Here is a 23533-nt window from a genome sequence, read left to right as displayed (position 1 = left end):
AATCTACAAATTTCGCGATCTATAAATCTTGGGATTGTACAATGCGATCGAGCCAAATTTCTAACCGCTCTCCGATCGCTTCTAAAGAATACTCGCGCTCTGCCTGCTGACGACATTCGGCGCGATCGATTTGCTCTAGTTTAGAAATCGCCTCAACTAATCCAGCGACGCTATCCGGTTCAACCAGCCACCCCGTTTTACCCGGCTGCACAATCTCAGCCGGCCCACCGCGACGATACGCGATCACCGGAACGCCGCAGGCTAGTGCTTCGATCGCTACATTGCCAAACGCTTCGACCCAATGCGGAGTCATCAACAACGCTCTCGATTCTCCCAGCGCTTTTTGTAAATCCTGAGTAGAGAGGAAGCCGCAATAGTCGAGCGGCGCATCTGGATAGCTTGCTCGAATGTGATTCCAGTACGCTTCGTCTTGAAGCACGCCCCAGATTTTCAGCGGAATTCCAATTTGGTCAACGGCAGCGACGGCATCTTCTAACCCTTTTTCGGGTGCGATTCGACCGACCCAAGCGAGGTGATTTTTTGGGGTTGGATTGAATTGGTACTGCGATAAATCAAAGCCATTTTTGAGATTAAAACAGCGATCGCGAAACGAAAATGTCTCTGCTTGCGCCAAACTGTGAACCGCGATCGTCGCGGGAAACTGTTCAGCAACTTGAGCAATGATTTGATCCATTGCATCGGTCAGCGATCCCATGCTGACTAAATGAGCGATCGGGCGTTCAAAAAATGGCGTGAGATAGAACGGCAGCCAATCATAGGCAAAATTAATCAGCACATCATACTCATGCTGAACTTGCCGCGCATAGTCCCAAGCATTCCCCAACACTGAATTCGCAGGTAGCGTAATCAGGGCATCGCGCCCCTGAGATTGCGCCGTAATTTGGAGATTTCCCGCGATCGGCACTAGCGGAATGCCATCCAGAACAGAGCCTTCAGGCGCGACTACTGTCACTGAATGATTGAGAAGGATCAGCGATCGGGCAATATTTGTGAGCGTCAGTTCAACGCCGCCGCCTAAACCGGAGCCGATCGCGCCAACCGGAGTAGACAGCAGCAGTAATTTAAGCGGATTCGATCGAGACACAGGATTCTAACGTGGAGTGTTTTCCTACTCTACGGCAAACTCTCTGGATTTTTCAGCGTGGGCGCTTCTGAGGGAGTCGATCGAATTCGATTCAATTGTCCCAATGCCCATTTCGCTGTGTCTTGCACCTCTTGATCTGAATCTTCGGTTGCTTGATGCAGCAAATGACTCATCTGCGAAACCATGTCAAACACGCGGGTCAAATCCCGAATGGCATTTTTTCGCACCTCTGCATTCTCATCTTGGAGCGAAACGGCTAACGCTCTTGTCATGGGTTTCAGGGTTCGAGTGCCAATTTCTGAAAGTGCAGATAGAACCAAACTTCGCTGCTTAGAATCCGACTCGACGAGCAGATCAACCAACGGTTGCACAGCACGAGTATCTCCGCGCTGCCCTAGCTCCCAAATGACTTTGCGGCGCTTTGCAGGGTCAGGCGATCGTAAGTCTTGAATCAGTTCATCAACAATGTTGATTTTTGCAAGACGCGTGGTTTCTTCGATCGCAAGTGAAGAAACTGCTTTGGGTAATTCAACGACCTGCAGCATTCCACCAGATCCTGCCTGGGTGGCGGTTTCTGATTGAGAATTCCCGGTGAGCGGCAGAAGCTCCGGTCTTATATCGGGAGTTCCATTGCTGCTAGATACCACTGACTGCGATCGCTCCAGATTCTCGATCGCGCGGCTCTGCTCACCTAAATTCTCAGCGATCGATTTGCGCTTGAGTACCCAAGCCGTAAGCGCTCCAGCAATGCTCGTTGCCCCAAGCCCACCCAGAAACAAAGGTGATGCCCAAAACGGCGTTTTCGCTGGCTCTCCAGTTTTGGCTAAAAGCGGTGTAGCTAATTGAGAGGGAATGGCTTGAACTGAGCGCGTAGACAAACTGAGACAAGCCGCGCAAGTGACAATCAGGAGGAGAGAACGAGTCATAGCGGAATCCAAAACGGAAGGTCATATCGCCATCCGACTCGGATTGCTAAAAGCTAAGAGTCGGAATCGGACAGAGTCGTAATTTCACTGAGAGTTGATTCGGCTTGCGGTAGCAATTGCCTTTTCTCGGCTATGTTACCCTGAACTTCCTCGATCGACTCAGAAATCGAACCACTGAGTTTCTCGCCCAACATATCCCGCTGATTAATTAAGTAAATGCTAATTAGCGTGAAGCCCACGCCCACCCACTGAACCGGACTCAAGACTTCTGCGAGGAAGAGATTTCCAAACAACAGCGCAAATACAGGGGTCAAAAAGGTCAGCGAACTTAAACTCGTAAGACTTCCACTGGCGGCAAAGTAGAAAAACAAGCCGTAGGCGATCGCGCTACCAAAAATCGTCGAATACGAGAGCGACACCCAGTTCGCTGCCGTTAAATTCGTCCATTGTCCACTTTCTAGCTGGTTTGATAATCCAAACAGCGGCAATCCGCCTAAAATCATGTGCCATCCCGTCGCCACAATTGGATCAGTATACCGGCAGACATAGCGCGAAATAATTGTTCCGACCGCCATTGATAATGCCGCTAACAGCATCAGCCACTGTCCGTTATCAAACAATCCTGCTAATAAATCGGTAAACGAATGAATATCTAATAGGGCATCGCCTAACCGCGATCCAGCAGAAAGAATCCATTCTTCTGGTAATCCCAGTAAGCTAATGCCGCAAACGCCGATCGCAAGTCCCACCCAGCCCCAAAACCCAATCTTTTCACCGAACAACCACAGCGCCATGAGTGCCACCGCTAGCGGCTGCGAATCGATCATCACCGATCCCAATCCCGCTCCGGTTCTGACTAATCCCTGAGCGAGAAAGCCCTGAAACATCGCCCCATCTACGATCGCAAACAAACTAATCCAGAGCCATGCTGCCCACCCTTTGGGCTGCGATCGACCCATAAATGCCGCCGTTAGCAGCACCAAAAGTCCCGCAGGTAGTAAGCGCACCCCCGCTAAGAAAAACGGAGTCGTATTTGGAATTACGCCTTTCATCGCTACCATTGCGGTTCCCCACAGGAAAAACGGTGCAATCAGGAGGATCAAAGAGCGAGATTTAGTCTGCATGAGTGCGATTTGGGAATGGTGTTCTTCTCATCTTAGTAAATTATGTAGAAGTGTTAAGTAGTCTGGATAGCGATGTCGATCGAATGGATCTCAAGCGGAAACGTTAAAATTGTCTTAACTTGTGATGGTTAAGGCATTATGGTGCGGTTGTTTAAGCGTGGGTTGCGGAAGCAGATTGCTCGAATTGAAGTTAAAGGTGCGATCGCGGGCGCAACTCGAAAACGAGTGTTAGAAAATTTGAAAACGGTGGAGGAGCGAGAGTTTCCGGCGTTATTGCTGAGAATTGACAGCCCTGGCGGAACGGTAGGCGATTCGCAGGAGATTTATGAAGCGCTGAAGCGGTTGGGGCAAAAAACTAAGATTGTTGCGAGCTACGGCAATATTTCCGCGTCGGGCGGCGTATATATCGGCATGGGCGCACAGCACATCATGGCGAATCCTGGAACGATTACAGGTAGCATTGGTGTAATCCTGCGCGGTAACAATATTGAGCGATTGCTGGAGAAAGTTGGCGTATCGTTCAAGGTGATTAAATCAGGGCCCTACAAAGATATTTTGTCGTTCGATCGCGAACTCACGGAGCCAGAACAAAAAATTCTGCAAGACCTGATCGATATCAGCTATTCTCAATTTGTGCAAACGGTTGCGGAGTCGCGCCATCTTTCAGAAGAAACGGTGCGATCGTTTGCAGACGGACGAATTTTTACCGGACAGCAGGCGGTTGAATTGGGTGTGGTCGATCGTTTAGGAACCGAAGAAGATGCGCGACGCTGGGCATGTGAACTGGTGAATCTCGATCCAGAGAAGACGAAGACTTATAACTTTGAAGAAAAGAAATCCTTAGTCGGTCGCTTCGCCTCGAACGATCGTCTAGACGGTTTAATCGGAGCTTTACCGCCGCTTGTGGTAGGTATGGACTGGTTGGAATTTGAACTTGAGACTTGTGGATTGCCGCTGTGGTTGTATCGTCCTTAGATCAAAGCATTTATCCGGATTTCACCCTTGCCCTTTCGTTGATAATCTAGGTACGAACGAGCAAGACTTAGGAGGACGGGAACGTGCATTGGCGAGTACGAGCAATCCGGGGAGCGACCACCGCTTCAGAGAATACGATCGAGGCAATTCGGGAAGCGGTAATAGAGTTATTGGATGAGTTAGAAACTTGTAACCAACTCGACCCGGAGGAAATCGTCAGCGCTACGTTTACAGTCACTAAGGATCTTGATGCGATTTTTCCAGCGGCAATCGCTCGTGAGCGCTCCCACTGGGCGAATGTGCCCCTGATTGATGTTCAGCAAATGCACGTCCAGGGTAGTTTAGAGCGCTGTATTCGGTTTCTGATTCATTTCAATACGCCTGATCCAGATGTGAAAATTCATCATCCTTATTTGCGGCAGGCGAAGAATTTGCGACCGGATTGGGCATTGAGTTCGATCGCAAGTCCTCAAAATTAGCGAAAAAAAGGGCGGTTGAGATACCGCCCTTTTTTATTTCAGAATTCTATGGGTATCGATCAGTTATCAAACAATTATCAAAGTCCCCCAACTTGTGAGGGAGCTAGGGGGCAACTAACCGCTCAAACCGCAGCGAAAACCTTTGTCAAACTTATGTTCAAACTTATGTTTAGTTACGCATTCGGCTTGAGATCAACATTGCGCTCAGCAAAATACTTGTTCAAGAATGTGCTTGCCAGCGACAGAATAAACGGTGCGACCAAGAAGGACACTAAACCGTGAGCTTGGAATCCTGGAACCAAAGCAGCCGCCAAGGTAAAACAGATTCCGTTAATGACGATCGAAAACAATCCCAACGTCAGCAGGTTAATCGGTAGCGTCAACAGCGACAAAATTGGCTTGATAAAAGTATTCACCAAACCGATCACCACACCTGCAATCAGCGCGACCGCAAAGCTTTCAATATTGACACCGGGTAATACAATATCCACGACAAGCAAGCTGAGTGCTGTTACCAGGATGGTTAGGAAATATCCCATGTTTGTTTTCTCCGCATTAATAACAATTTTTCTATAACTAATTCTGGCGCAGCGATCGTAAAGGCATCCTCTCCATCCAGGCAGATCTTAAAAAGCCCCAACTCTCACTTCAGGGTTGGGGCTTTCCGGCTATTCAGCGAGCGGCGCTTCAGGAATTTCTTTAATCGGCTTGGGATGAATTCGAATGCCTAAGAAAACGTCGTAGAGGAAGCCAAGAAAGTCTTCTTTAAGCAGTCCGATCGATTGCGGCGATCCTTTTTCATCCAAAATCGGCTTTGCTGCATAGTATGCAGCTTGATATTTGTACCAGGGTACAGCGGGCCAAAGATGATGCACCAAGTGATAGTTCTGTCCCAAAATCAAGCCGTTCAGAATTCGACTTGGATAGACTCTGGCATTTTTCCAGCGATCACGTTCCTTAAATGGACGATGCGGCAGGTAGTCAAAGAACAGCCCTAACACCAAGCCCACGATCGCCAAGGGAATAAACCAGAAGTTAAACACATAGCCCAAAAAGTGGTACTTCACTGCGACAAAGACGATCATCGCTAATGACAGCCGCGCTAAAAACCACTCAAGCAGCTCATTTTTGCGCCACAGCTTTCTCTGAAAGAAAAAGAACTCGTGGTACATAAATCGCGCATTAATGATCCAGAGTGGCCCGAACGTCGAAACGACGTGATCTGGGTCGTTTTCAGGATCATTGACGTTGCCGTGATGTTGGATGTGTACCCGCGTAAAGACTGGATAAGAAAAGCACAGGAAAAAGGCGCTTCCATGTCCGAGGAGTGCATTCATCACCTTATTGCGGTGCGCCACACCATGACAAGCATCGTGGATCACCGTTCCCAGCAGATGCAGCCCGATCGTATTTAGACAAAAACAAACCCAATCCACCCATCCCCAACACCAGTAGCCGAGTGTGGTGATAATGGCGATCGCGTTTGAGATCAGAAATATTAATAACGTTGGATTAAAATCACCGGGCGCTCCCAGCAACTCCCTCGGAATCGTCAGGGGCTTCGTTGCCGCCTCCGACATCACACCACCTCTCATACATGAATACTTTGCGTATTGTACGATACGTGCTGTGGTTAAGTTAAGTAAAGCAACCAGAGAGATATTGTGACCCTACTCTTTTCAGATTTAGAATTGCCCTGGTTCTTAACCAGAGGCATTACAAGCAACTTAAAGCTGAATCGTTTGACCCACTTTCATGACTTGAAGCTTTGTTGTGACTCTTTGGCGAGCGAGTTCGGCTTGAAACGCTTGAGGTGTTCCGGTTAATAAAGGGAAAGTGCCAAAGTGCATCGGGATCACAACATTTGGCTTAACATAACTCACCGCAGTGGCTGCCCGCTTAGGCCCCATCGTGAAGCGATCGCCGATGCAAGCCAGCATCACCGAAACTTTACGAAATTCTGGGATCAACCGCATATCCAAGAAAACGTCAGTATCGCCTGTGTGATAGATGACAGGCCCATTCTGCACTGTGATTAGGAATCCTCCCGGATTGCCTGCATACTGGGCTGGATTCCCATCTGATGCAACTGCCGAACTGTGAACAGCCGGAATGAAAGCAACTTTCACTTCATTGTTTAACAGCGTCAGTTCACCCCCGAAATTCCCTAGAGTTTGCGTGGTAGCTAGGTTTTTGGGATAGCCGATGCCTACTAATGCCTGTCCTAAGTCGGCGGTGCTGACTAAGGGGGCGTTTGTTTTTTTGGCGATCGTCACGGCATCGCCGACATGATCAAAGTGACCATGTGTAATCAGAATCAAATCTGCTCGGTTGAGATTGGCGAGATCGGTTTTGCCGTTTGGATTTACAGGATTAGTCAGCCAGGGATCGATTAACAGGACTTTACCCGATGGAGTGGTGAGCTTAAATGCGGACTGTCCGTACCATTGCAATTGCGTTTTTCCAGCCGTAGCGCTTGATCCCTGCGGTACGACACTCACCATCAAAATTACGATTGCGACTGAAACAAGCAGCGCCACTTGAAGCAGGCGCTTGAGATTCATAACCATTCAAAACACTGTCTTTTGAGCAAGGGACATCGGATTCTAGTGGAAATTCCTCCGGAGTTTTGCCTATATATCGCAAAATTTGCCAATCTTTACGGTTGACAACAGAGCGAGATCTATTCCTGCTTTTGTTAATCAAGTTATAATCATTGAGAGCAAGATATCTCTGTTAGTCCGGTTAGAGCCGGTCTGCAAGCAAGTTCCTGAGCATGGTGGAGTCGAGGATGAATCAGACAGTTGAAAAGTGGTTAACCATTGCTGCGCTTACGGGCTGGACTGCATCGATCGTAAGTTTAGTGGGACTGGCGCTTCGGCCTACTCCTCCTGCGATCGCGTCTCGTCCGGTTCAGCCTTCGAGCTTACAGTTAGTAACCCGTTCCAAGTTTCTGTCCAATCCCTCAGTCTCGGAAAGACTCAAGATTCAGCAAGAGCTTGCAAGTACAGGAATTCCAATGAGCACTTCTAAAGACTACTGGGTGAAATCTCTAAAAGAGCGGTAGAACTGGGTTGAGTGCATGACCTCAATAGAATTCGCCTTCCCTGTTAGGCTATTCAGAGTAGGATGAGACAATTTCTCTGATGATGAAGCTAACGACACGCGGGCATTACAGCGTGAAGGCGTTGCTAGATTTGTGCTTTCAGCCAGAATATGGACCAGCTTCGGTCAAGGCGATCGCGCTTCGGCAAGCTCTTCCGGCTCCTTATCTGGAAAAGTTGCTAATCGAAATGCGCCGAGCAAAATTGGTTCACTCGATTCGAGGGGCGCAGGGCGGGTATCAACTGGCGCGACATCCCGCAGAAATTTCACTAGGGCAGATTCTTGCGGCAGTTGGGGAAAGTGTGGAACCCTTGTCGCACCATACACCGGATGATGCTCAGGCAGAAGATTGGGTGGCGTTTAGCGTGTGGAACCGACTGTACAAAAAGCTGCAAAACGCGCTGTACAGCATTTCGCTGGAGGATTTATACTACGATGCGCGGAGTTGGCGGGCATCTCAGGGAGAAGGGGCGAGCTTTGTGGTTTGAGATGAGCGGGGTTTTAATCGGGGCAGCATTGCTGGATTTTTGCATCGGCGATCCGTGGAATTGGATTCATCCGGTGCAGGTGATGGGATGGGCGATCGAGCAATTCAAAACGATCGCGTTTCGATTCACCAAAAATCCGATTCTGCTGAGGATCGCTGGAGTTGTCTTGACGATCGCACTCATTCTAGGAAGCGCTACGATCGCTTGGGGCGCAATTGAAGTTGCAAAATCGATTCATTCAGCGTTTGGGACTGCAATTGCGGTCGTTTTGCTTGCGAGTTGTTTCGCAGGACGAAGTTTGAGAATGGCTGCGGAAGATGTTTTAGGCTTGCTGCCGAATTTGGAGGAGGCGCGATCGCGATTACGCTTGTATGTCGGTCGGGACACAGAGAATTTGCCGGAACCAGAGATTCTCAGGGCTATTCTAGAAACTGTGACCGAGAATGCTGTTGATGGTGTGATGGCTCCATTGTTTTATGCGTTGATTGGAGCATTTACGCCGGTGGGGAGTGTTCCGTTGGCGATCGCGTATAAGGCAGCGAGTACGCTTGATTCAATGATTGGCTATCGAGAAGCGCCATTTACGGATTTTGGGTGGTTTAGCGCTAAAACCGATGATGTTCTGACTTGGCTCCCTTGTCGGTCGACGGTGTTTACTTTAGGTCTGATTTCAGGCAAGCCGCTTGAGGTTTGGAGCCTTTGCCAACGAGATGCGCCAAAGGATTCGAGTCCGAATTCGGGTTGGAGTGAGTGTGTGTATGCGGCGGTTTTAGGCGTTCAAGTTGGTGGAGTGAATTATTATCGCGGCGTTAAGAAACAGAAACCATTACTCGGTGAACCGCTACGACCGATTACGATCGACACCATTCACCAAGCAACGAACTTAACGCGATCGTGCTTCTTGATTTGGTTAGCGATCGCACTCGTATTTCTTCAATAAATTATGTCGTTTCAAGAATTACAGTCGATTTTGGGGGCGATCGAGCCGCATTATCAGTCTCTAGAGCGTCAACAGCTACAGCGCATTCTAGAGATCTGGGCAGAACTGGTTAGCGAGAAGATTGCGAATTATGCTCAACCGATCGCTATTCAGCGCAACGTTCTGGAAGTAACGACTGCGAGTCCAGTTTGGACACAGACGCTTGTGTTTGAACGTTCCATGATTTTGAGAAAGATTCGAGAGCGGTTATCGATCGATCTCAGCGACATTCGATTTTCGACCGCTCAATGGCGATCGCCTCAGACTGAAACTCCGGTTGAGTCTGATCCTTGGCAAAGTCATCCGAGTCTTTTACCAAGGCAAACTTCAGAGATTGAAACGCAGCTTGCGCTATTTAGCAATGCCAAAACTGCATTCGATCGCTGGTCATCGATCGTACAGAGTCGCGCTCAACATTTGCCGCTTTGTCCGGAGTGCGGCAGTCCAACGCCGCCGGGAGAGCTTCAACGCTGGTCAGTTTGTGCCATTTGCGCTGCAAAACGTTAGAGAATGCGCCTTCTAATTCGCGTTAAACTAACGTGAGTTTGATGAAAAGATTCGCTTCAACGCTGTGCTTCAAAACACTTTCCTAAAGTTTTTCACCTTCTGTTTAGGTGGATGGATTTTGCTTAGTGTCTTTGCTCATTTTGGAGCAGAGATTTTTTGGTTTCAGGAGGTCGGGTATCTGCCCGTTTTTCTGATAAAAACTATTACTCAGGGACTGCTCGGACTGATTGTTGCAGGCGTGACGATCGCATATTTTCTGCTCAATCTCAGAACGGTCGATCGATTAAAACATGACCCACTAATCGATGAAAAAGAAGCGCGATTTGATACACTCCTATCTCTACGGTTGAGAACACTGTTACCACTGGCGATCGTACTCAGCCTCACGATCGGGTTTATGCTCGCTCACTATGGACAGTTAGCTTGGCGTTATTGGCAATCGAATTTCGTCACAACAGTTTCATTGTTTAATCTCAGTGCAATTTGGCAAATTGTTCAGCACTTTAGTACTGAGATTTGGTATCCGGCGATCGCGTTCGCTGCTGCAATTTCGATTCTGATTTTTCCTCAATTTTTATTAACTGCGATCGCAATTGTATTAACTCTATTATTGAGCTTCATATTATCTCAGCATTGGATTGATCTATTGCAGTATCTGTATCCCACTGCATTTAATGCAGCAGATCCTCTGTTTAATCACGAGATTAGCTTTTATATTTTTGCACTTCCCATCGCCGAATTGCTTTCACTATGGTTAGTAGGATTGTCGCTGTTTGGATTGCTCTCTGTTAGTTTGAGCTATCTGTTATCTGGGAATAGCCTGAGCGAAGGGCGTTTTCTTGGATTCTCCTCTACACAACAGCGCCACTTATTTGGAGTAGGCAGTCTGTTCATGTTCTCGCTGGCATTTAGCTATTGGCTCAGCCGTTATGAACTGCTTTACTCAACGCGAGGAGCCGTTTATGGCGCGGGCTATACCGATATCCATGTCCAGTTACCCGCCTATGTTGCGCTCGGAATCACAGCACTTGCGATCGCGCTCTATCTCTTCTGGCGCTGGATCTTCTGGCGACCGAGATCGAAGCGTCGTCGCTGGGTCGGCTTTGGATTAATTGTCTACGGTGTTGTTGCCATCGTTGCAGTCGTTCTGCCCGAAGTGGTGCAGTACCTCATCGTGCAGCCAAATGAATTAGTACGAGAGCAACCTTATATCGAAAGATCGATCGCCCTCACTCGTCAAGCGTTTGGCTTGAATGCGATCGACACTCAAACTTTTAATCCTCAAGGACAACTCAGCGAAGCAGATTTGAGAAACAACGATCTCACCGTTCGCAATATTCGACTGTGGGATCAGCGCCCTTTGCTAGATACCAATCGCGAATTGCAGCAGATTCGGCTCTATTATCGGTTTCCCGATGCGGATTTCGATCGCTACACGCTACGAACCGAAGCCCCGACCCAAAGACCCAGCGCTCCAGCATCATCGTCTCAACCCGCACCGAGTCAGACTGAACGCCGACAAGTCCTAGTTGCTGCAAGAGAATTAGATTACCGCGCTGTTCCAGAACAAGCTCAAACCTGGGTAAATCAACACTTGGTTTATACACACGGGTATGGTTTTACGATCAGTCCAGTGAATGTCGTGGGGGCAGGTGGATTACCAGAATATTTTGTCAAAGATATCGGTAACACAAACGGAGGCGCACTTGTAACATCGAGTCAAGCGATTCGCGATAGCATCCCGATCGGTAGACCCCGAATCTATTACGGTGAGCTTACCGATACGCACGTTATGACAGGAACTCGGCAGCAAGAGTTAGACTATCCGAGCGGCAGCGATAATGCTTACAACAGCTACGACGGTAAAGGTGGTCTCTCGATCGGATCTTGGTGGCGACGTAGTTTGTTTGCAATGTATTTGAAAGATTGGCGGCTGCTAGTCACGCGGGAGTTTTTGCCAGAAACGAAAGTGCTGTTTCGGCGCACCATAAAGCAGCGAATTCAAGCGATCGCGCCATTTCTCAGATATGACAGCAATCCTTATCTCGTTGCTGCAAATGGCAATCCAAATGCCTCAGAACCCAATCAAAATTATCTTTATTGGATGATCGATGCGTATGCAGCGAGCGATCGTTATCCTTACTCTGAGCCAACACAAAATCAAATTAATTACATTCGCAATTCCGTTAAAGTTGTGATTGATGCTTACAATGGCTCAGTCGATTTCTATGTTGCTGATCCAAGTGATCCCATCATTACTACTTGGACAAAAATATTTCCAAGTTTATTTAAGCCACTCAGCGCCATGCCCGAAACGCTGCGTCAGCATATTCGCTATCCCGTAGACTTTTTCAAAATTCAATCCGATCGTCTCAGAACTTATCACATGACCGATCCCCAAGTGTTTTACAACCGGGAGGATCAATGGACGATCGCAAATGAAGTCTACGGCAATCAATCACGACTGGTCGAGCCTTACTATCTAATTACCAGCCTTCCGACCGTTCCGTTTGAAGAATTTATTCTATTGTTGCCTTACACTCCGCAGGCTCGCACAAACTTGGTTGCTTGGTTAGCAGCGCGATCGGACGGTGAAAACTACGGGCGATTGCTGCTCTATACCTTTCCCAAAGAGCGTTTAGTCTATGGCCCTGAACAAATCGAAGCGCGAATCAATCAAGACCCCGTGATTTCGCAACAAATTTCACTCTGGAATCGTCAGGGGTCGAGAGCAATTCAAGGAAATCTACTCGTCGTTCCGATCGAACAATCGCTGCTCTACGTCGAACCCATCTATCTGGAAGCCGAGCAAAACAGTTTACCCACTTTAGTCAGAGTCGTCGTTGCTTACGAAAATCGCATTGTCATGACTCCAACTTTGGAAGAGTCGCTAAAAGCTATCTTCCGCCCGGAAGTGACTCCTGCCCCTGCGATTATTCGACCCGTTGAGGAATCCCCTGCTCAGACTCGGTAAACTCTGGATGAATCGACTATCTAGGATTAATGAAGTTTAAGTATTTTCCCTAGTTCACTAAAATCGCGTTGATACAATTGAGGCATTCCTTTCGCGGAATTCCGACGCAATCTACCGAATTTTGTAGAGATTACTTTAGCGTCGCTTTTGTATGACTTTTACTTCTAAACCGATCGTGAGTTCCCCGCTAATTGAGTCGTCACGCGCAAAAAAGCTTTGTCGCATCGTAGGGTGCACTTGTCTGGTTGCTTTTGCGCTCGATTTTCTAGTCATTGTGTTTCCCGTCAATGTTGCAGAAGCAGGTTGGCGTTTGGGAACGCTGCAACAAATTAGCAACCGCAGTATTGTCATCTTGTTTGGGCTATCTCTGTTAATTTACGGAGCCGAACGGCGAAAACTGCTGCGATCGATCTCGCTATTTTGTTTTGCGATCGGCATTTCGTTTCTATTGTTTTGTGCAGTAGTGGCACAGGATAGCTTATCGTTGCAGCGTCAAGCACTCGATCGCATCAGTGCTCAGTCCTCGCAGCTTAGCTCACGCATCGAGGCGATTCAATCTGATCCCAATGCGGCAGGGAAAATCTCACCGCAGCAGATAGAGCAAGCCATGCAGCAACTCACTACCCGCACAGAGACCGCAAAGCAAACGGCAAATAACAGCATTTTCAAAACTGGTTTTCTGTCCGTTGGCAATTTTGCTGTGATTGGAATTTCGCTTTTGGTTCTAGGGCGCTACGGATTGTACTTATTTAGACATTGATTTTAGACATTGACTTTAAACATGGATGCCTAGAGATTTTTCCGACTTCAAATCAAGCCTGAGATCAATCCATAACTGGATTCTTTTGCTCGGTGCAGCACTCGGACTGGGCGTGTATTTTCCGACTTGGTTATCGCTTGCTGCAACGACTCAAGTAAGCGGGATGCCCCATTTGATTCTGAATGTGCTGCTTATCGGGCTTGCCGTTCGACAGTTAAGACGCGATCAGCATCACGCTTCACTCGACCAACCCCTAACCGAAGATCAATGGCTTGGAAGTAGCCTTGTGCTGGGCGGTCTAGCTATTTTTTATTTTTATTACCCAGCTACGGCTCCACAAGCGTTTGGCTGCATGATTATGCTGATTGGCGGCACCCTGAGCTATCTTGGCTTAAGCTTTTTGCGCCATCAATGGTTGGCGATCGCGCTGCTCACGATCAGCCTACATCCAAATTGGCAGCGCATCGCCCGTCACCTCTGGAGTATCTTTGCGCCACCGAAAGCTTTGGCGGAGTTTATGGCGTGGGGAGGCAGTTGGGTATTGCGGGCGATCGGGCAACCTGTTGATTTGCAGAATGAGTTCGTGATTTTGCCAGCCGGAAGCGTGGAAGTTGCGCCCGGATGTGATGGATTTGAAATGGCGTTTGTCATTATGATCGCCGCCGTGATCATCGGATTAGCGTTTCGAGTGAGAGCGATCGTGATGGTGCGGTTGATCGCGATCGGAATCACCTTGGCGTTATTACTCAATATTGTACGAATTGCAGTAATGGTATTAGCAGCCGTTTACTGGGGGAAAGCTGCGTTTGAGTTTTGGCATGGATCGATCGGCGGACAGGTTTTTTCTGGAGTGCTATTTACGATTTACTATTACGCAATTCAGCCAATTTTGAATTTAAAGCGTGAAGGCACTGGTTAATCAATCTAGTTAATCAATGCCTTCAGAATTTTCTAGAGCCGTTCGGGTGCAGAAACTTGCATCTTTGCGCTTATTTTTGCAGTCGGTTGAGCTTCAGCTTTGGAAGCGGGTTCAACTTGAGGCGAATTCAAGCTCTTCATTGATGTGTTAGGAGCCGATTGGTGCGAGAGCCAAACGAACCCGCCGCTCAACATTGCGGCATAGCCGAGATAGAGATGCACAGGTTTTAGCGCCATTCCACCAATCTCGATCGCGCTCTTTTGCGGGGGATGATACCAAGTCGGCAGGACAGCTTTGACAGGATCGATCTCAGGCAGCAATTCGAGAAGCTGATCACTATTGAGATCAAGCGCTTTGGCAATGCGGTGTATGAATCCCCGCAGGTAGATATCTTCGGGCAAGTGCGCTCCGTGACCCGCTTCGATCGCTTGCAGTTGATGTACCGGAACCAGCGTTTTGCTGTGCAACTCCGCGATCGACATTGCTTGGACTTGGCGGGCAGTGCGGATTTGTGCGCCTAATCGAGCTAAACCTGTCTGGCGATGCTGCTCCGACTCGGATAGTGGCTTCTTGCAGTGAACAGGCTCAGCAGGTTTTGGCGCTGAGGCGGCTTGGGGCATCATTTCCTGCAGCGCTAATCGAATCGCTTCTCGTCCAACAGCTTTGAGACAAAATTGTGCGGATGCGCCTTCAGGAAGGCTTTCTTCCAAACTTGCTACCGCGCGACGAAAGACTTCGCTGCGACAAAGTTCGGATTCAATTTGAGAAAGCAAAGCGCGGAATCCTTCGGAGGACTCCTCACCTGTTCCTACAATGCTGGTGATTTTCAAATCTTGCGCTAACATTTCCAGTCCTCGCCAAAATCAAGAATTGCGATCGTCTCTGTACAAGGTTCAGACGATGTTCTCTAGGTTACGTAGGAACCCTTTACGCACGATTATTTCGCTCTTCCGGACTAACGTAAAAAATCTGGACATTTTGCTGAATCTATTCCAATTGGTTGGCTCGACGCGCCCACTCCATATCTTTCGAGGTAATTCCGCCAGCGTCGTGGGTGGTGAGGTCGATCGTGACGCGATTGTAAACGTTGAACCATTCTGGATGATGTCCAAGCGCTTCGGAAACGAGTGCCAAGCTTGACATGAATCCGAAAGCTTCGACAAACGAGGGAAATTTGAATTCACGATGCAGTTTGCCGTTTTGAATTGTCCAACCCTCAAGCTGTTTGAGTTCGGTTTCGAGTTCTTGTCTGGAAAGTGGGGGCATAGTCACACCTTTATGAAGTTTGGAGTTTTCGCTTCGGTTTGAGCGGCTTCTTGCCCCCTAAATCCCCCATAAATGAGAGAGTTTGAGAATCTTGCACCTTTTTCGGTTTGAAGTCCCCCACCCGTGGGGGATTTAGGGGGCTTCCCAGATTGGACAACAAAGCCAGTTAATTTCGTTAGACTTAGAGCGAATTTGCGATCGTCGCCGACTCGACAGCAATCTCAATGCGATCGCCCGGTTTGGGTTCAATCACCTGTGTATTGAGATTCGCTTGAGTCAGTTTGGCGCGAAAATCCTCAACATTGCCGATTTCCTTGAGCAGCGAGATCAAAACGCCTTCAAATTGAATCTCTCCACCAGCTGCGGTCGGAAGCATGACTTGTGGTTTGACTTGCTTCGCAAGCTCGATCGCGCTCTCAGTCCCTTTGATAATCGAACCCACTAGAGGCAAGGCTAAATCGATTATCGGTGTGATCACGACATCGATTGGAGTGGGTAATGCTGAAGGATGACTTCCGTGCGGCTCATAGTACACTGTTACCCCGGTTGGTAATTCTGTTAGCAAATAGCCGTTTTCCTGCGTCCCCGGACCTAATGCCGAGCCTACAGTGGCTTGAATTTGCACCGATGAACTGAGCGTGAACGATTCTCCAGGTTTTAACGTCGTAATCGACTTAAAGCCGATCGCTTGTGCAACTTTTGCCGCACTTGCAGAAGCAACAACCGGAACCGATCGATCCAACCGCTTCAACGTTTCAGGATGGGCGTGATCTTCAATGCCTTGAGACAGCAAAATCAGATCGAGATTTTCGGGAATGGGGCGATCGTGGGATCGTGTTCCTTTGAACAACCAGCCGACATTGCCAAAGGTCAATTCGCCGACCAACCACGGATCAAGCAGAATGCGTCGATCGGCTAATTCGATCAGCCAGGAATTACTATCAAGCCAAGTAAGATACATTGTCGCTGACCGGAACGCTACTCCATTTGATTCTAAGGGAGATTAGACTTCAATGGTTTCTCCCAGCGTGGTCACGCGATCGCCTTTGACTAATTTGCGTCCGCGTCGGGTCTCAATCTTGCCATTTACCCGCACTTCTCCCGACTGAATTAACAGTTTCGCCTGTCCACCCGTCTGCGCCAGTCCTTGAAACTTGAGAAATTGATCTAATTTAATTGTGTCGTCTTGAATCGTGTCGTCCTGCATTTTCGTATCGTTGATTACGTCATTCGATCGTACCGAATGGTTTGCAAAATCGGGATGCAATCACGAAATCGCGCAGAGCGACTAAGCCGCTCTGCGCGATCTGAAAATTAGAAATTTAATAGCGATCAACACTCCCCGCAAACACTGGCTCAACTCGCAAACTTACTACTCGCGCTGGACGCACCACCATGTATTCGCCCTGGATGTTTTTAATCGGAACACTAATAAAATCTTCTGAAGCGGCTTTTGGCATCAGTTCGCCACTGTACCACTTCTGAAAGTCTTGAATTGTCGGAAATCGCACTTCTTCGCGATGTCCACCTTCCATCATGATATGGACAGAAAATTCGGTCGGCGTTCTAGGCATCTGAGTTCACCCTAAACAGGACAGATTCAGTATGGGCGAACACCGAAAAGAACTATCAAGCAATTGCACATTACACCGTTAACTGTCGGTCGCTTTTGTCAGTTCCGCCGAGTCCGATCGCCCGATCGTCACCGGATGCGGATCTGTGGTCACTAAAATCGTTGGATGAGGCGATCGCAACGACACCAAAATGCTCTTAATCACAACCGCGATCGGCACTGCCACCACCACACCTAGCAATCCGCCAACCCGCGCCCCCATCAGAATCGAAACAAACACCCACACCGGATTCAGTCCCGTAAAGCTACCTAGCACGCGCGGCATGATCAGATTTTCAATAATCTGCTGCACAATCAACGAGGCAATCAACACCTCAACGCCCAACCCAATATCGCGCAACGCTACCAGCAGCGAGACCAACGCAATCCCGACCGATCCGCCGAATGGAATCAGCGCCATTGTGCCGATCGTTAACCCAAACAGCAATCCAAACGGAACGCGCAACGTCAGAAAGATTACCGTCAGCACAAACCCCATCGAGGTAGACGAGATCAACTGACTGAAAAAGAAGTTCTGAAAGCTCAGGCGCAATGTTTCGCTAAATGGATCTCGAATCCGAGGCGGCAACCATTCAACTAAACTTTGCCACAAACGATCACTGTGTTGCAGCAAATAAAATGTCAATACTAACGTCAACACAACATCGAGCAAACTGGTGACAGTAATCACCGCTAACCCAAGAATATCCCCGGCTAATCGCTGCAATTGATTTTTCAATGGAGCCGTGATTTGATCTGCCAATACATCAAGACTCACTGGGAATCCAGCTTTTTCGATTTGATCATTGAGCAGGATTAATTGTCGTTGTCCTGAGTCGATCCAATCTGGTAATCGAACCACCAACTGTTGAGCTTGCTGGAGTGCCAACGGAACCAGCGTTACCCCGATCGCAAGTAAAACCGAAATCGTAAACAGAAACACGACAATTGCCGACCGTCCTCGTGTCGCTCCGTGCTGCTGCATATAGCTAACTGGATAATTCAGCAAAAAGGTCAGCAACGATGCGCCAGCGACAATGACTAATAAAGAATGAAAATAATCAAAAATAGACGAGATCGCCCACGCATTCAACACCACAAGCGGCACAAAAAAGGCGATCACAACCGCTTTTAATACCGGAGATAAAGAATCCCACCAAATCCACACTTTATTGCGATGAGGCATGATGCAACAACTAACGACAGTAATTCACGAGATCGTTTTGGGCAGTCTCTAGTTATTATTATCGCGCTTTGGTTTCGGTTCATCCTCCTTCCGCCGTGATCCCTTTGACTTATGAATGATTTCGATCGCCTAGAACCCGATGCAGTCCGGCATTTGCGGCTATTTTTCTATCTTTTACCCGTTTTTGGATTTTTTCCAGCCCTTTGGACGCTGTATCGACAATCGAGCAGCCGCCGAGAACGCGCATTGAGTCGATTCGTGGTGAAGCTTGCGATGGGCTGGCTGTTGCTCTACGGATTGATGGGCGCGAGCGCCTTTACGTCTGACTCCGCGCAGTTGCCGCTATTGTTGACGGCAAGCTTTCTCACTTCGGGTTACTTTGTGCTGAATTTGGTTCTGATGGTGCGGTTGTGGCAGCGAAAATCGATCGTCCTGCCGCTCATTGGGAAAGTCGGGAGATTGCTTTAAGAACGTGATGTAACTCGATTTCTGAGGCATCTTGTGAAAGGGCTTCGATCGCCGAAATCTCTGCAATTTTCTGAATTTCTCCCCCAGTAAGGGAATGCTTCTTAGCCAATGTTTGCCAGTCTATTTCAGAGATCGGCGTTACTTCGGGAAATGCCTGCTTCCAAAGCTGCACACGAGCCGCAGCATCGGGTTTAGGAAATTCGATCGTAAAGTGAATGCGCGATCGTAGTGCGGTTGGGATTGCAAGTCGATGTCGCACACTAAAGCAAGTTAAACCGCTACGAGCCTCAATCAGTTGAATCACCTGTGCAATCGGAGCCGATCGCTTTAACCACCGTTCAGCCGATTTAATCAATACGAATTCTGGTGCCTGATCAATCAACTCTTCGATCAGTTCGATCGAATCATCCATGATCGCGAGATCGATTTCAGCCAGTGGCAGGGCTAATTTTTGGGCGATCGATTGAGCCGCGATCGTCTTCCCTGTTCCACTAGCACCGATCAATAAAGCAGTCACGCCTGTCGATGCGGTAAATCCCCAAGCTTGTAGCTGGGGTGCAAATCGAATGCGATCGCAAACTTGCGCCAGTTGCGCTTGAACGGCTTCCGGCAATACCAGATTGACGGATTTCCTTGATCGCGTCATTGCGATCGGCGCGGGCATCTGAGCGGCAATTAACTCTTCTAGTTCAGCTAATTCTGCTGGCTCACTCAGCAAAAAATTAACGCCTTCATCGGAAAGCTTGATCGATCGCGATAAAAACGACGATCGATCATTCTCCTCTACCTCAATCAACCCCGATCTCATCAATCGGCTGGAATCACTCAAGCTCGATCGCACCGTCCGCCATTCTGCATCGGTTCGACAAAGCAAGCGGAGTACGAGATCGATCGTCGGTCGCTCAGCAACATCATGACCGCTTTGTAAGTAGCCATACAGTTGAGCATATCGTCGGTGAACTTCCGGCGCGAGGGCAATTAGAACTACATTTTTCTCAAACGTTGTCAGATTCAAGCGATCACGCAGCATCGGCAGCGCCAAGCCAATTCCATGCTGCCCACTTGACTGAATCCGTGCGTCTAGTTGCTGCTGATAGGTTGGAGCAGGCGAAGATTTTCGCCGCTCAACCGGAGAATCTGACGAGATCGCCTCGTCTAAACTAATCAATCCTTTCCACCAATGACTGGTAACGAGATCGGCTTTAGTTTGCGATACTCGCTCGATCGTCTTTACGTCCTTGCGCTGTTTCGCCACGGCAGTCAACAACAACCGCTCCAGCCAGTTAAATTCAACTTTGAGATAGGTCCAGTTGTCGAGAAAGGGTTCCGAGCGCATACCACACCAAATCGATCCGGGTGAGAGCATGGTACTCTACTGCCCGAATTTCGGCATGAAAGACAAATCGAATTTCTTAGAGATAGTCTGAATTCGCCTTCCTGAGTTTCATTACTTCAGCCGATTGAGAAATTCGATCGGTAATCCGTCCGCATCGGCAATGAATGCCACTTCATACACGCGATCGCCGATCATTTGCTGTGCCGGCTCCAGTAACACCGTTAATGCTTGATCTTGCTCACCCAATTTCGTTTTCAGCGATTCGATCCACTGCGGTAATTCATCGGTCAATTCCGTCACATCAAACGACAGATGATAGTATCCGGTGTAATGCTCATCGTGAAAGGCATCGGGTACGGGTTTCGGTTCAGGAATTTGCAGCAGTTCGATCCGTCCGCCCAAGCCTTCCATCCAGCACGCTAAGGTATAACCCGTTTGGAATCGCTCACACACTTGAAATCCAAGCTGCTCGTAGAATGCGATCGCCCTGAAAATATCAGCCGTTCGGATCGAAACGTGGTGCATTGGCTCTATTCAAACAATCGAAAATACGGATAGCGAACAGGCGCTCCTGGTTCCTTCTCTAAATCAAAATTAATTACATCCCAGCAGGGATCATCTTTTGGATCAGGACTAAACTCGACCGGAAGCCCATAAAGTCTCGGTTTCGGAGAATCGGATTGTCCCCTCCAAGGGGTACTCCGCTCTAAATACGTGCTGATGAGTTCCTTATAGCGCTGAGCAATAATCACGCGAGTCGCTCGGTAGCCCTGCGTATAAAGTCGATCGAGCGCCTCATGAATCTCAAACCGAATGCCATCCGGGTGGGTGTGTTGGCGATACCATTCATCATTCCACAGCCGCCAGTGTCGCGCTGATTGGAGGTGAATGAGTTCGCCTGTCTTCGGATTCGCCTCAAACGCGCCGTGGCGTGGACACAAATAGGTATCTGTCAGAGTCAACGCTGGGATCGTTTGCCGACAGTGTGGGCACTGAATTTCGGGTCCAAATATCGGGTACTGCAAACTGGGATTAATCATGAAGTGCGGGAAATCGAATATTTCATTAAAGTGAAGCGCGATCGTGAAATTATTATAACGGTCTTCTCTTTGCGCGTTTCTAGTCTCATTATCACCGTGAATCCTTCTGAAGTCCCAATTCTTTTTTCTCCGTCTTATTGGAATCCTCCTGATTTGACGATCGCTGCCTTCGTTGCGCCTAATGCTACGGTAATTGGCAATGTCGAAATCGCTGCTGGAGCCAGCATTTGGTATAACGCAGTCGTCCGCGCCGATGTAGAAAGAATCTGCCTTGGAGCCAGCACGAATATTCAAGATGGGGCAATTCTTCACGGTGATCCGGGTCATCCGACGATCCTCGAAGAATTTGTCACGGTGGGACATCGAGCCGTGATTCATAGCGCTCATATCGAGCGGGGCTGTTTGATTGGTATCGGGGCGATCGTCCTTGATGGGGTACGAGTGGGAGCAGGCAGCATCATTGGAGCGGGATCAGTTGTGACTAAGGATGTACCACCACGATCGTTAGTCGTTGGCGTTCCGGGCAAGCCGATTCGTGAACTTTTAGATTCAGAAGTCGAACACCTGATCGAACACGCTCAACATTACGAGAAATTAGCACTCGTTCACGCGAACAAAGGAACGGATCTCGGTTTTCGTGTACAAATGTGAACCCTCTGAGAAAACTGCTTTGAAAGCTACACGAAATACGGTACAAATTTAAATTATTGAAACGTCTGATTAAGCGAGAGAGCGGGTATGGATTTTGATTTTCGCGTCCTAATCGTGTTATTTCCGATCATTCTGGCAGGGGGTTGGGCTGTTTCTCGAATTCTTCCTTACGCATTACAGCAAGTGAAGGGCTTCTTGGCAAAGTAACCGCTAAATTAAGCCTTCACGCTTGAGCCGACTTTTCTCACCGTAGAGAAGTCGGTTTTGTTTTGCGATCGCGCTTGTTAATCTTGAGAAGTTAATCGGTACAAATTTAAGGAAACCTGCAATGCTCGACGAACAGGCAAAAAAAGCAATGTTGCTGAAGATTCCGCATGGGTTGTATATCTGCGGTGTCAAAGATGGAGAAAATGTAAACGGCTTTACTGCAAGTTGGGTGATGCAGGGATCGTTTAAGCCACCGATCGTCGTGAACTGCGTTAAAAGCGACTCTGGCTCCAACCAAATGCTTCGCAACAGTGGCGTATTTGCACTGAGCTTTCTAGAAGCTGGACAGAAAGACCTCGCGCAGAAATTTTTTAAGCCGCAGCGTCGAGTCGGTAACAAATTCGAGGATGTAGAGTTCTACTTAGGCGAAACCGGATGCCCAATTATCTCCGAGGCGCTTGGCTATGTGGAATGCCGAGTCGTCGGAACCGTGGATCATGGGGATCATACGGTGTTTGTGGGTGAAGTGATCGCGGCTGGAGTGCATCGCGAAGGTGAACCGCTCCTGCTCGAAAGCACAGGTTGGCAGTACGGCGGTTAAGTTAATCGCTCGATCGAGCGACGGTTGATTCGAGCTTTCAAACTCGTAATTTCCGCAGTAAGAATTATCGGGCTTGAAGCTTATACTACTGAAGCCCGGTAGTTCAATCATTCCTGTATGAAACGTGCAATTTCGACTCTAGTATTGGCGATGTTTGTGATCGCTCCGGTTGCGCCTGCAATTGCTCAATCTTCTAAGCAAATTAATCCGGTCGGGTTTCCCTCAAACGGAACCAGTATCCAAGCCCTAGTGCCGAAAGGATGGCAAATTGAAGGCAAAGTTGAGGGCGACCTCAATGGCGATCGCAGAGCGGATACGGTTTTGAGATTGATTCAAACGGCAAATTCGGGAGGCGATCGTGCCCGGATGCTGCTCGTTTTGCAGCGACAGCCGAACGGTCAATGGCAGCGTATCGGCATGGCTCCACGTCTATTGCTGTGTTCAAACTGCGGCGGCATGTTGGAATCGATTCAGATCAAAATTGAGAACGGTGTGCTTTTAGTCGATCAGCTACGCGGCTCTCGCGATGGAACACAGACTTTGCACCGCTTCTGGATTGATAAAGCGTCGAAACGTCTGGTGCTGATTGGTCAAGATGTGCGACAGTTCGATCGCCTGGCCGGAGCCGAAACTCGCGAAAGCAGCAATTTCTTGACGGGTCAAAAAATCACAGAAAAGTATCGCGCTAATAAACAGCGCACTGGAACAGAGTTAGTGTCTCGTCAGCGATCAACCGTTGCGAAGACGACACCCGCGATCGAAACCGTTAATATTGACGCAATTTAAAGAAAACCGTGCACTCAATCGGTCTTGTCGAGTGCACGG

Annotated in this window: 28 protein-coding genes and 1 pseudogene; 14 read left to right on the top strand and 15 right to left on the bottom strand. The window is 48.5% G+C overall.

What is annotated here, in order from left to right; all coding sequences use genetic code 11:
- Positions 1 to 19: 19 nt before the first annotated feature.
- Genes H6F51_15745 through H6F51_15735 form a run of 3 tightly spaced genes read right to left on the bottom strand, consistent with a single transcriptional unit; the run spans position 20 to position 3155 of the window.
- Positions 20 to 1105, bottom strand: a complete 1086-nt coding sequence (locus H6F51_15745; protein MBD1823935.1) for a glycosyltransferase family 4 protein — start codon at positions 1103 to 1105, stop codon at positions 20 to 22.
- Between the two features lie 29 nt (positions 1106 to 1134).
- Positions 1135 to 2031, bottom strand: a complete 897-nt coding sequence (locus H6F51_15740) for a HEAT repeat domain-containing protein (protein ID MBD1823934.1) — start codon at positions 2029 to 2031, stop codon at positions 1135 to 1137.
- A gap of 53 nt (positions 2032 to 2084) precedes the next feature.
- Positions 2085 to 3155 (bottom strand): DMT family transporter, encoded by a 1071-nt coding sequence (locus tag H6F51_15735; protein MBD1823933.1) that lies wholly within the window; start codon positions 3153 to 3155, stop codon positions 2085 to 2087.
- A 138-nt stretch (positions 3156 to 3293) separates the two neighbouring features.
- Between H6F51_15735 and sppA the strand changes: the two genes are divergently transcribed.
- Together sppA and aroH are read left to right on the top strand one after the other, a co-directional pair.
- Positions 3294 to 4130, top strand: a complete 837-nt coding sequence (gene sppA, locus H6F51_15730) for a signal peptide peptidase SppA (GenBank protein MBD1823932.1) — start codon at positions 3294 to 3296, stop codon at positions 4128 to 4130.
- 83 nt (positions 4131 to 4213) lie between these two features.
- Positions 4214 to 4609 carry a chorismate mutase gene (aroH, locus tag H6F51_15725; protein MBD1823931.1) on the top strand — a complete coding sequence of 132 codons (396 nt, stop codon included), beginning with the start codon at positions 4214 to 4216 and terminating at the stop codon, positions 4607 to 4609.
- A 173-nt stretch (positions 4610 to 4782) separates the two neighbouring features.
- Here aroH and H6F51_15720 read toward each other — a convergent pair whose 3' ends face one another.
- From H6F51_15720 to H6F51_15710, 3 genes are all read right to left on the bottom strand, one after another.
- The gene (locus tag H6F51_15720; GenBank protein MBD1823930.1) at positions 4783 to 5148 is read right to left on the bottom strand and encodes a phage holin family protein; all 366 of its coding nucleotides are present in this window, start codon (positions 5146 to 5148) and stop codon (positions 4783 to 4785) included.
- Between the two features lie 129 nt (positions 5149 to 5277).
- On the bottom strand, positions 5278 to 6189 hold the full coding sequence (locus tag H6F51_15715) for a fatty acid desaturase (protein ID MBD1823929.1): 912 nt from the start codon (positions 6187 to 6189) through the stop codon (positions 5278 to 5280).
- Positions 6190 to 6336: 147 nt separating this feature from the next.
- The gene (locus H6F51_15710; GenBank protein MBD1823928.1) at positions 6337 to 7173 is read right to left on the bottom strand and encodes a metal-dependent hydrolase; all 837 of its coding nucleotides are present in this window, start codon (positions 7171 to 7173) and stop codon (positions 6337 to 6339) included.
- 227 nt (positions 7174 to 7400) lie between these two features.
- On the opposite strand from H6F51_15710, the gene H6F51_15705 reads away from it, so the two are divergent.
- The 7 genes from H6F51_15705 to crtC all read left to right on the top strand — a co-directional run bounded on the left by H6F51_15705 (position 7401) and on the right by crtC (position 14341).
- On the top strand, positions 7401 to 7676 hold the full coding sequence (locus tag H6F51_15705) for a hypothetical protein (GenBank protein ID MBD1823927.1): 276 nt from the start codon (positions 7401 to 7403) through the stop codon (positions 7674 to 7676).
- 82 nt (positions 7677 to 7758) lie between these two features.
- On the top strand, positions 7759 to 8202 hold the full coding sequence (locus H6F51_15700; protein ID MBD1823926.1) for an RrF2 family transcriptional regulator: 444 nt from the start codon (positions 7759 to 7761) through the stop codon (positions 8200 to 8202).
- Between the two features lies 1 nt (position 8203).
- Positions 8204 to 9142, top strand: coding sequence for a cobalamin biosynthesis protein (locus tag H6F51_15695; protein MBD1823925.1), 939 nt, complete (start codon positions 8204 to 8206; stop codon positions 9140 to 9142).
- A 3-nt stretch (positions 9143 to 9145) separates the two neighbouring features.
- Positions 9146 to 9688 carry a DUF721 domain-containing protein gene (locus tag H6F51_15690; protein ID MBD1823924.1) on the top strand — a complete coding sequence of 181 codons (543 nt, stop codon included), beginning with the start codon at positions 9146 to 9148 and terminating at the stop codon, positions 9686 to 9688.
- Positions 9689 to 9752: 64 nt separating this feature from the next.
- Positions 9753 to 12662 carry a UPF0182 family protein gene (locus H6F51_15685; GenBank protein MBD1823923.1) on the top strand — a complete coding sequence of 970 codons (2910 nt, stop codon included), beginning with the start codon at positions 9753 to 9755 and terminating at the stop codon, positions 12660 to 12662.
- A 151-nt stretch (positions 12663 to 12813) separates the two neighbouring features.
- Complete coding sequence (locus H6F51_15680; protein ID MBD1823922.1) at positions 12814 to 13422, top strand: hypothetical protein; 609 nt, start codon at positions 12814 to 12816, stop codon at positions 13420 to 13422.
- Positions 13423 to 13447: 25 nt separating this feature from the next.
- Positions 13448 to 14341 carry a cyanoexosortase C gene (crtC, locus tag H6F51_15675; GenBank protein ID MBD1823921.1) on the top strand — a complete coding sequence of 298 codons (894 nt, stop codon included), beginning with the start codon at positions 13448 to 13450 and terminating at the stop codon, positions 14339 to 14341.
- A 32-nt stretch (positions 14342 to 14373) separates the two neighbouring features.
- On the opposite strand, the gene H6F51_15670 is transcribed toward crtC, so the two are convergent.
- From H6F51_15670 to H6F51_15645, 6 genes and pseudogenes are all read right to left on the bottom strand, one after another.
- Positions 14374 to 15186, bottom strand: coding sequence for a helix-turn-helix domain-containing protein (locus H6F51_15670; protein MBD1823920.1), 813 nt, complete (start codon positions 15184 to 15186; stop codon positions 14374 to 14376).
- A 142-nt stretch (positions 15187 to 15328) separates the two neighbouring features.
- Positions 15329 to 15607: a 4a-hydroxytetrahydrobiopterin dehydratase gene (locus H6F51_15665; GenBank protein MBD1823919.1), complete on the bottom strand. Its 279-nt coding sequence runs from the start codon at positions 15605 to 15607 to the stop codon at positions 15329 to 15331.
- Between the two features lie 181 nt (positions 15608 to 15788).
- A complete protein-coding gene (locus H6F51_15660) occupies positions 15789 to 16568 on the bottom strand; it encodes an MBL fold metallo-hydrolase (protein ID MBD1823918.1) in 780 nt (259 codons plus the stop codon).
- 42 nt (positions 16569 to 16610) lie between these two features.
- Entirely contained in the window at positions 16611 to 16814 is a 204-nt protein-coding gene (locus H6F51_15655; protein MBD1823917.1) for an RNA-binding S4 domain-containing protein, read from the bottom strand.
- 115 nt (positions 16815 to 16929) lie between these two features.
- Positions 16930 to 17181 (bottom strand): hypothetical protein, encoded by a 252-nt coding sequence (locus tag H6F51_15650; protein MBD1823916.1) that lies wholly within the window; start codon positions 17179 to 17181, stop codon positions 16930 to 16932.
- Between the two features lie 141 nt (positions 17182 to 17322).
- Positions 17323 to 18405 (bottom strand): annotated as a pseudogene (locus H6F51_15645) (AI-2E family transporter).
- A gap of 111 nt (positions 18406 to 18516) precedes the next feature.
- Between H6F51_15645 and H6F51_15640 the strand changes: the two are divergent.
- Positions 18517 to 18873, top strand: coding sequence for a hypothetical protein (locus H6F51_15640; GenBank protein MBD1823915.1), 357 nt, complete (start codon positions 18517 to 18519; stop codon positions 18871 to 18873).
- Here the strand turns inward: H6F51_15640 and H6F51_15635 are convergent.
- The 3 genes from H6F51_15635 to H6F51_15625 all read right to left on the bottom strand — a co-directional run bounded on the left by H6F51_15635 (position 18845) and on the right by H6F51_15625 (position 21249).
- Positions 18845 to 20209: an ATP-binding protein gene (locus tag H6F51_15635; GenBank protein ID MBD1823914.1), complete on the bottom strand. Its 1365-nt coding sequence runs from the start codon at positions 20207 to 20209 to the stop codon at positions 18845 to 18847. The genes H6F51_15640 and H6F51_15635 overlap by 29 nt on opposite strands.
- Before the next feature lie 111 nt (positions 20210 to 20320).
- Positions 20321 to 20734 carry a VOC family protein gene (locus H6F51_15630; protein ID MBD1823913.1) on the bottom strand — a complete coding sequence of 138 codons (414 nt, stop codon included), beginning with the start codon at positions 20732 to 20734 and terminating at the stop codon, positions 20321 to 20323.
- Between the two features lie 5 nt (positions 20735 to 20739).
- The gene (locus H6F51_15625) at positions 20740 to 21249 is read right to left on the bottom strand and encodes a TIGR02652 family protein (GenBank protein MBD1823912.1); all 510 of its coding nucleotides are present in this window, start codon (positions 21247 to 21249) and stop codon (positions 20740 to 20742) included.
- 96 nt (positions 21250 to 21345) lie between these two features.
- Between H6F51_15625 and H6F51_15620 the strand changes: the two genes are divergently transcribed.
- The 4 genes from H6F51_15620 to H6F51_15605 all read left to right on the top strand — a co-directional run bounded on the left by H6F51_15620 (position 21346) and on the right by H6F51_15605 (position 23494).
- Positions 21346 to 21900, top strand: coding sequence for a gamma carbonic anhydrase family protein (locus tag H6F51_15620; protein MBD1823911.1), 555 nt, complete (start codon positions 21346 to 21348; stop codon positions 21898 to 21900).
- A gap of 87 nt (positions 21901 to 21987) precedes the next feature.
- Positions 21988 to 22107, top strand: coding sequence for a photosystem II protein Y (locus H6F51_15615; protein MBD1823910.1), 120 nt, complete (start codon positions 21988 to 21990; stop codon positions 22105 to 22107).
- A 121-nt stretch (positions 22108 to 22228) separates the two neighbouring features.
- Complete coding sequence (locus H6F51_15610; GenBank protein MBD1823909.1) at positions 22229 to 22708, top strand: flavin reductase; 480 nt, start codon at positions 22229 to 22231, stop codon at positions 22706 to 22708.
- A gap of 117 nt (positions 22709 to 22825) precedes the next feature.
- Positions 22826 to 23494 carry a hypothetical protein gene (locus tag H6F51_15605; protein ID MBD1823908.1) on the top strand — a complete coding sequence of 223 codons (669 nt, stop codon included), beginning with the start codon at positions 22826 to 22828 and terminating at the stop codon, positions 23492 to 23494.
- Positions 23495 to 23533 lie beyond the last annotated feature (39 nt).

This window comes from Cyanobacteria bacterium FACHB-DQ100 (assembly GCA_014695195.1).
Classification (GTDB): Bacteria; Cyanobacteriota; Cyanobacteriia; order Leptolyngbyales; family Leptolyngbyaceae; genus Leptolyngbya.
Note: the sequence above shows the minus strand (reverse complement) of the source record. Positions and strands in the feature narration are given on the sequence as shown.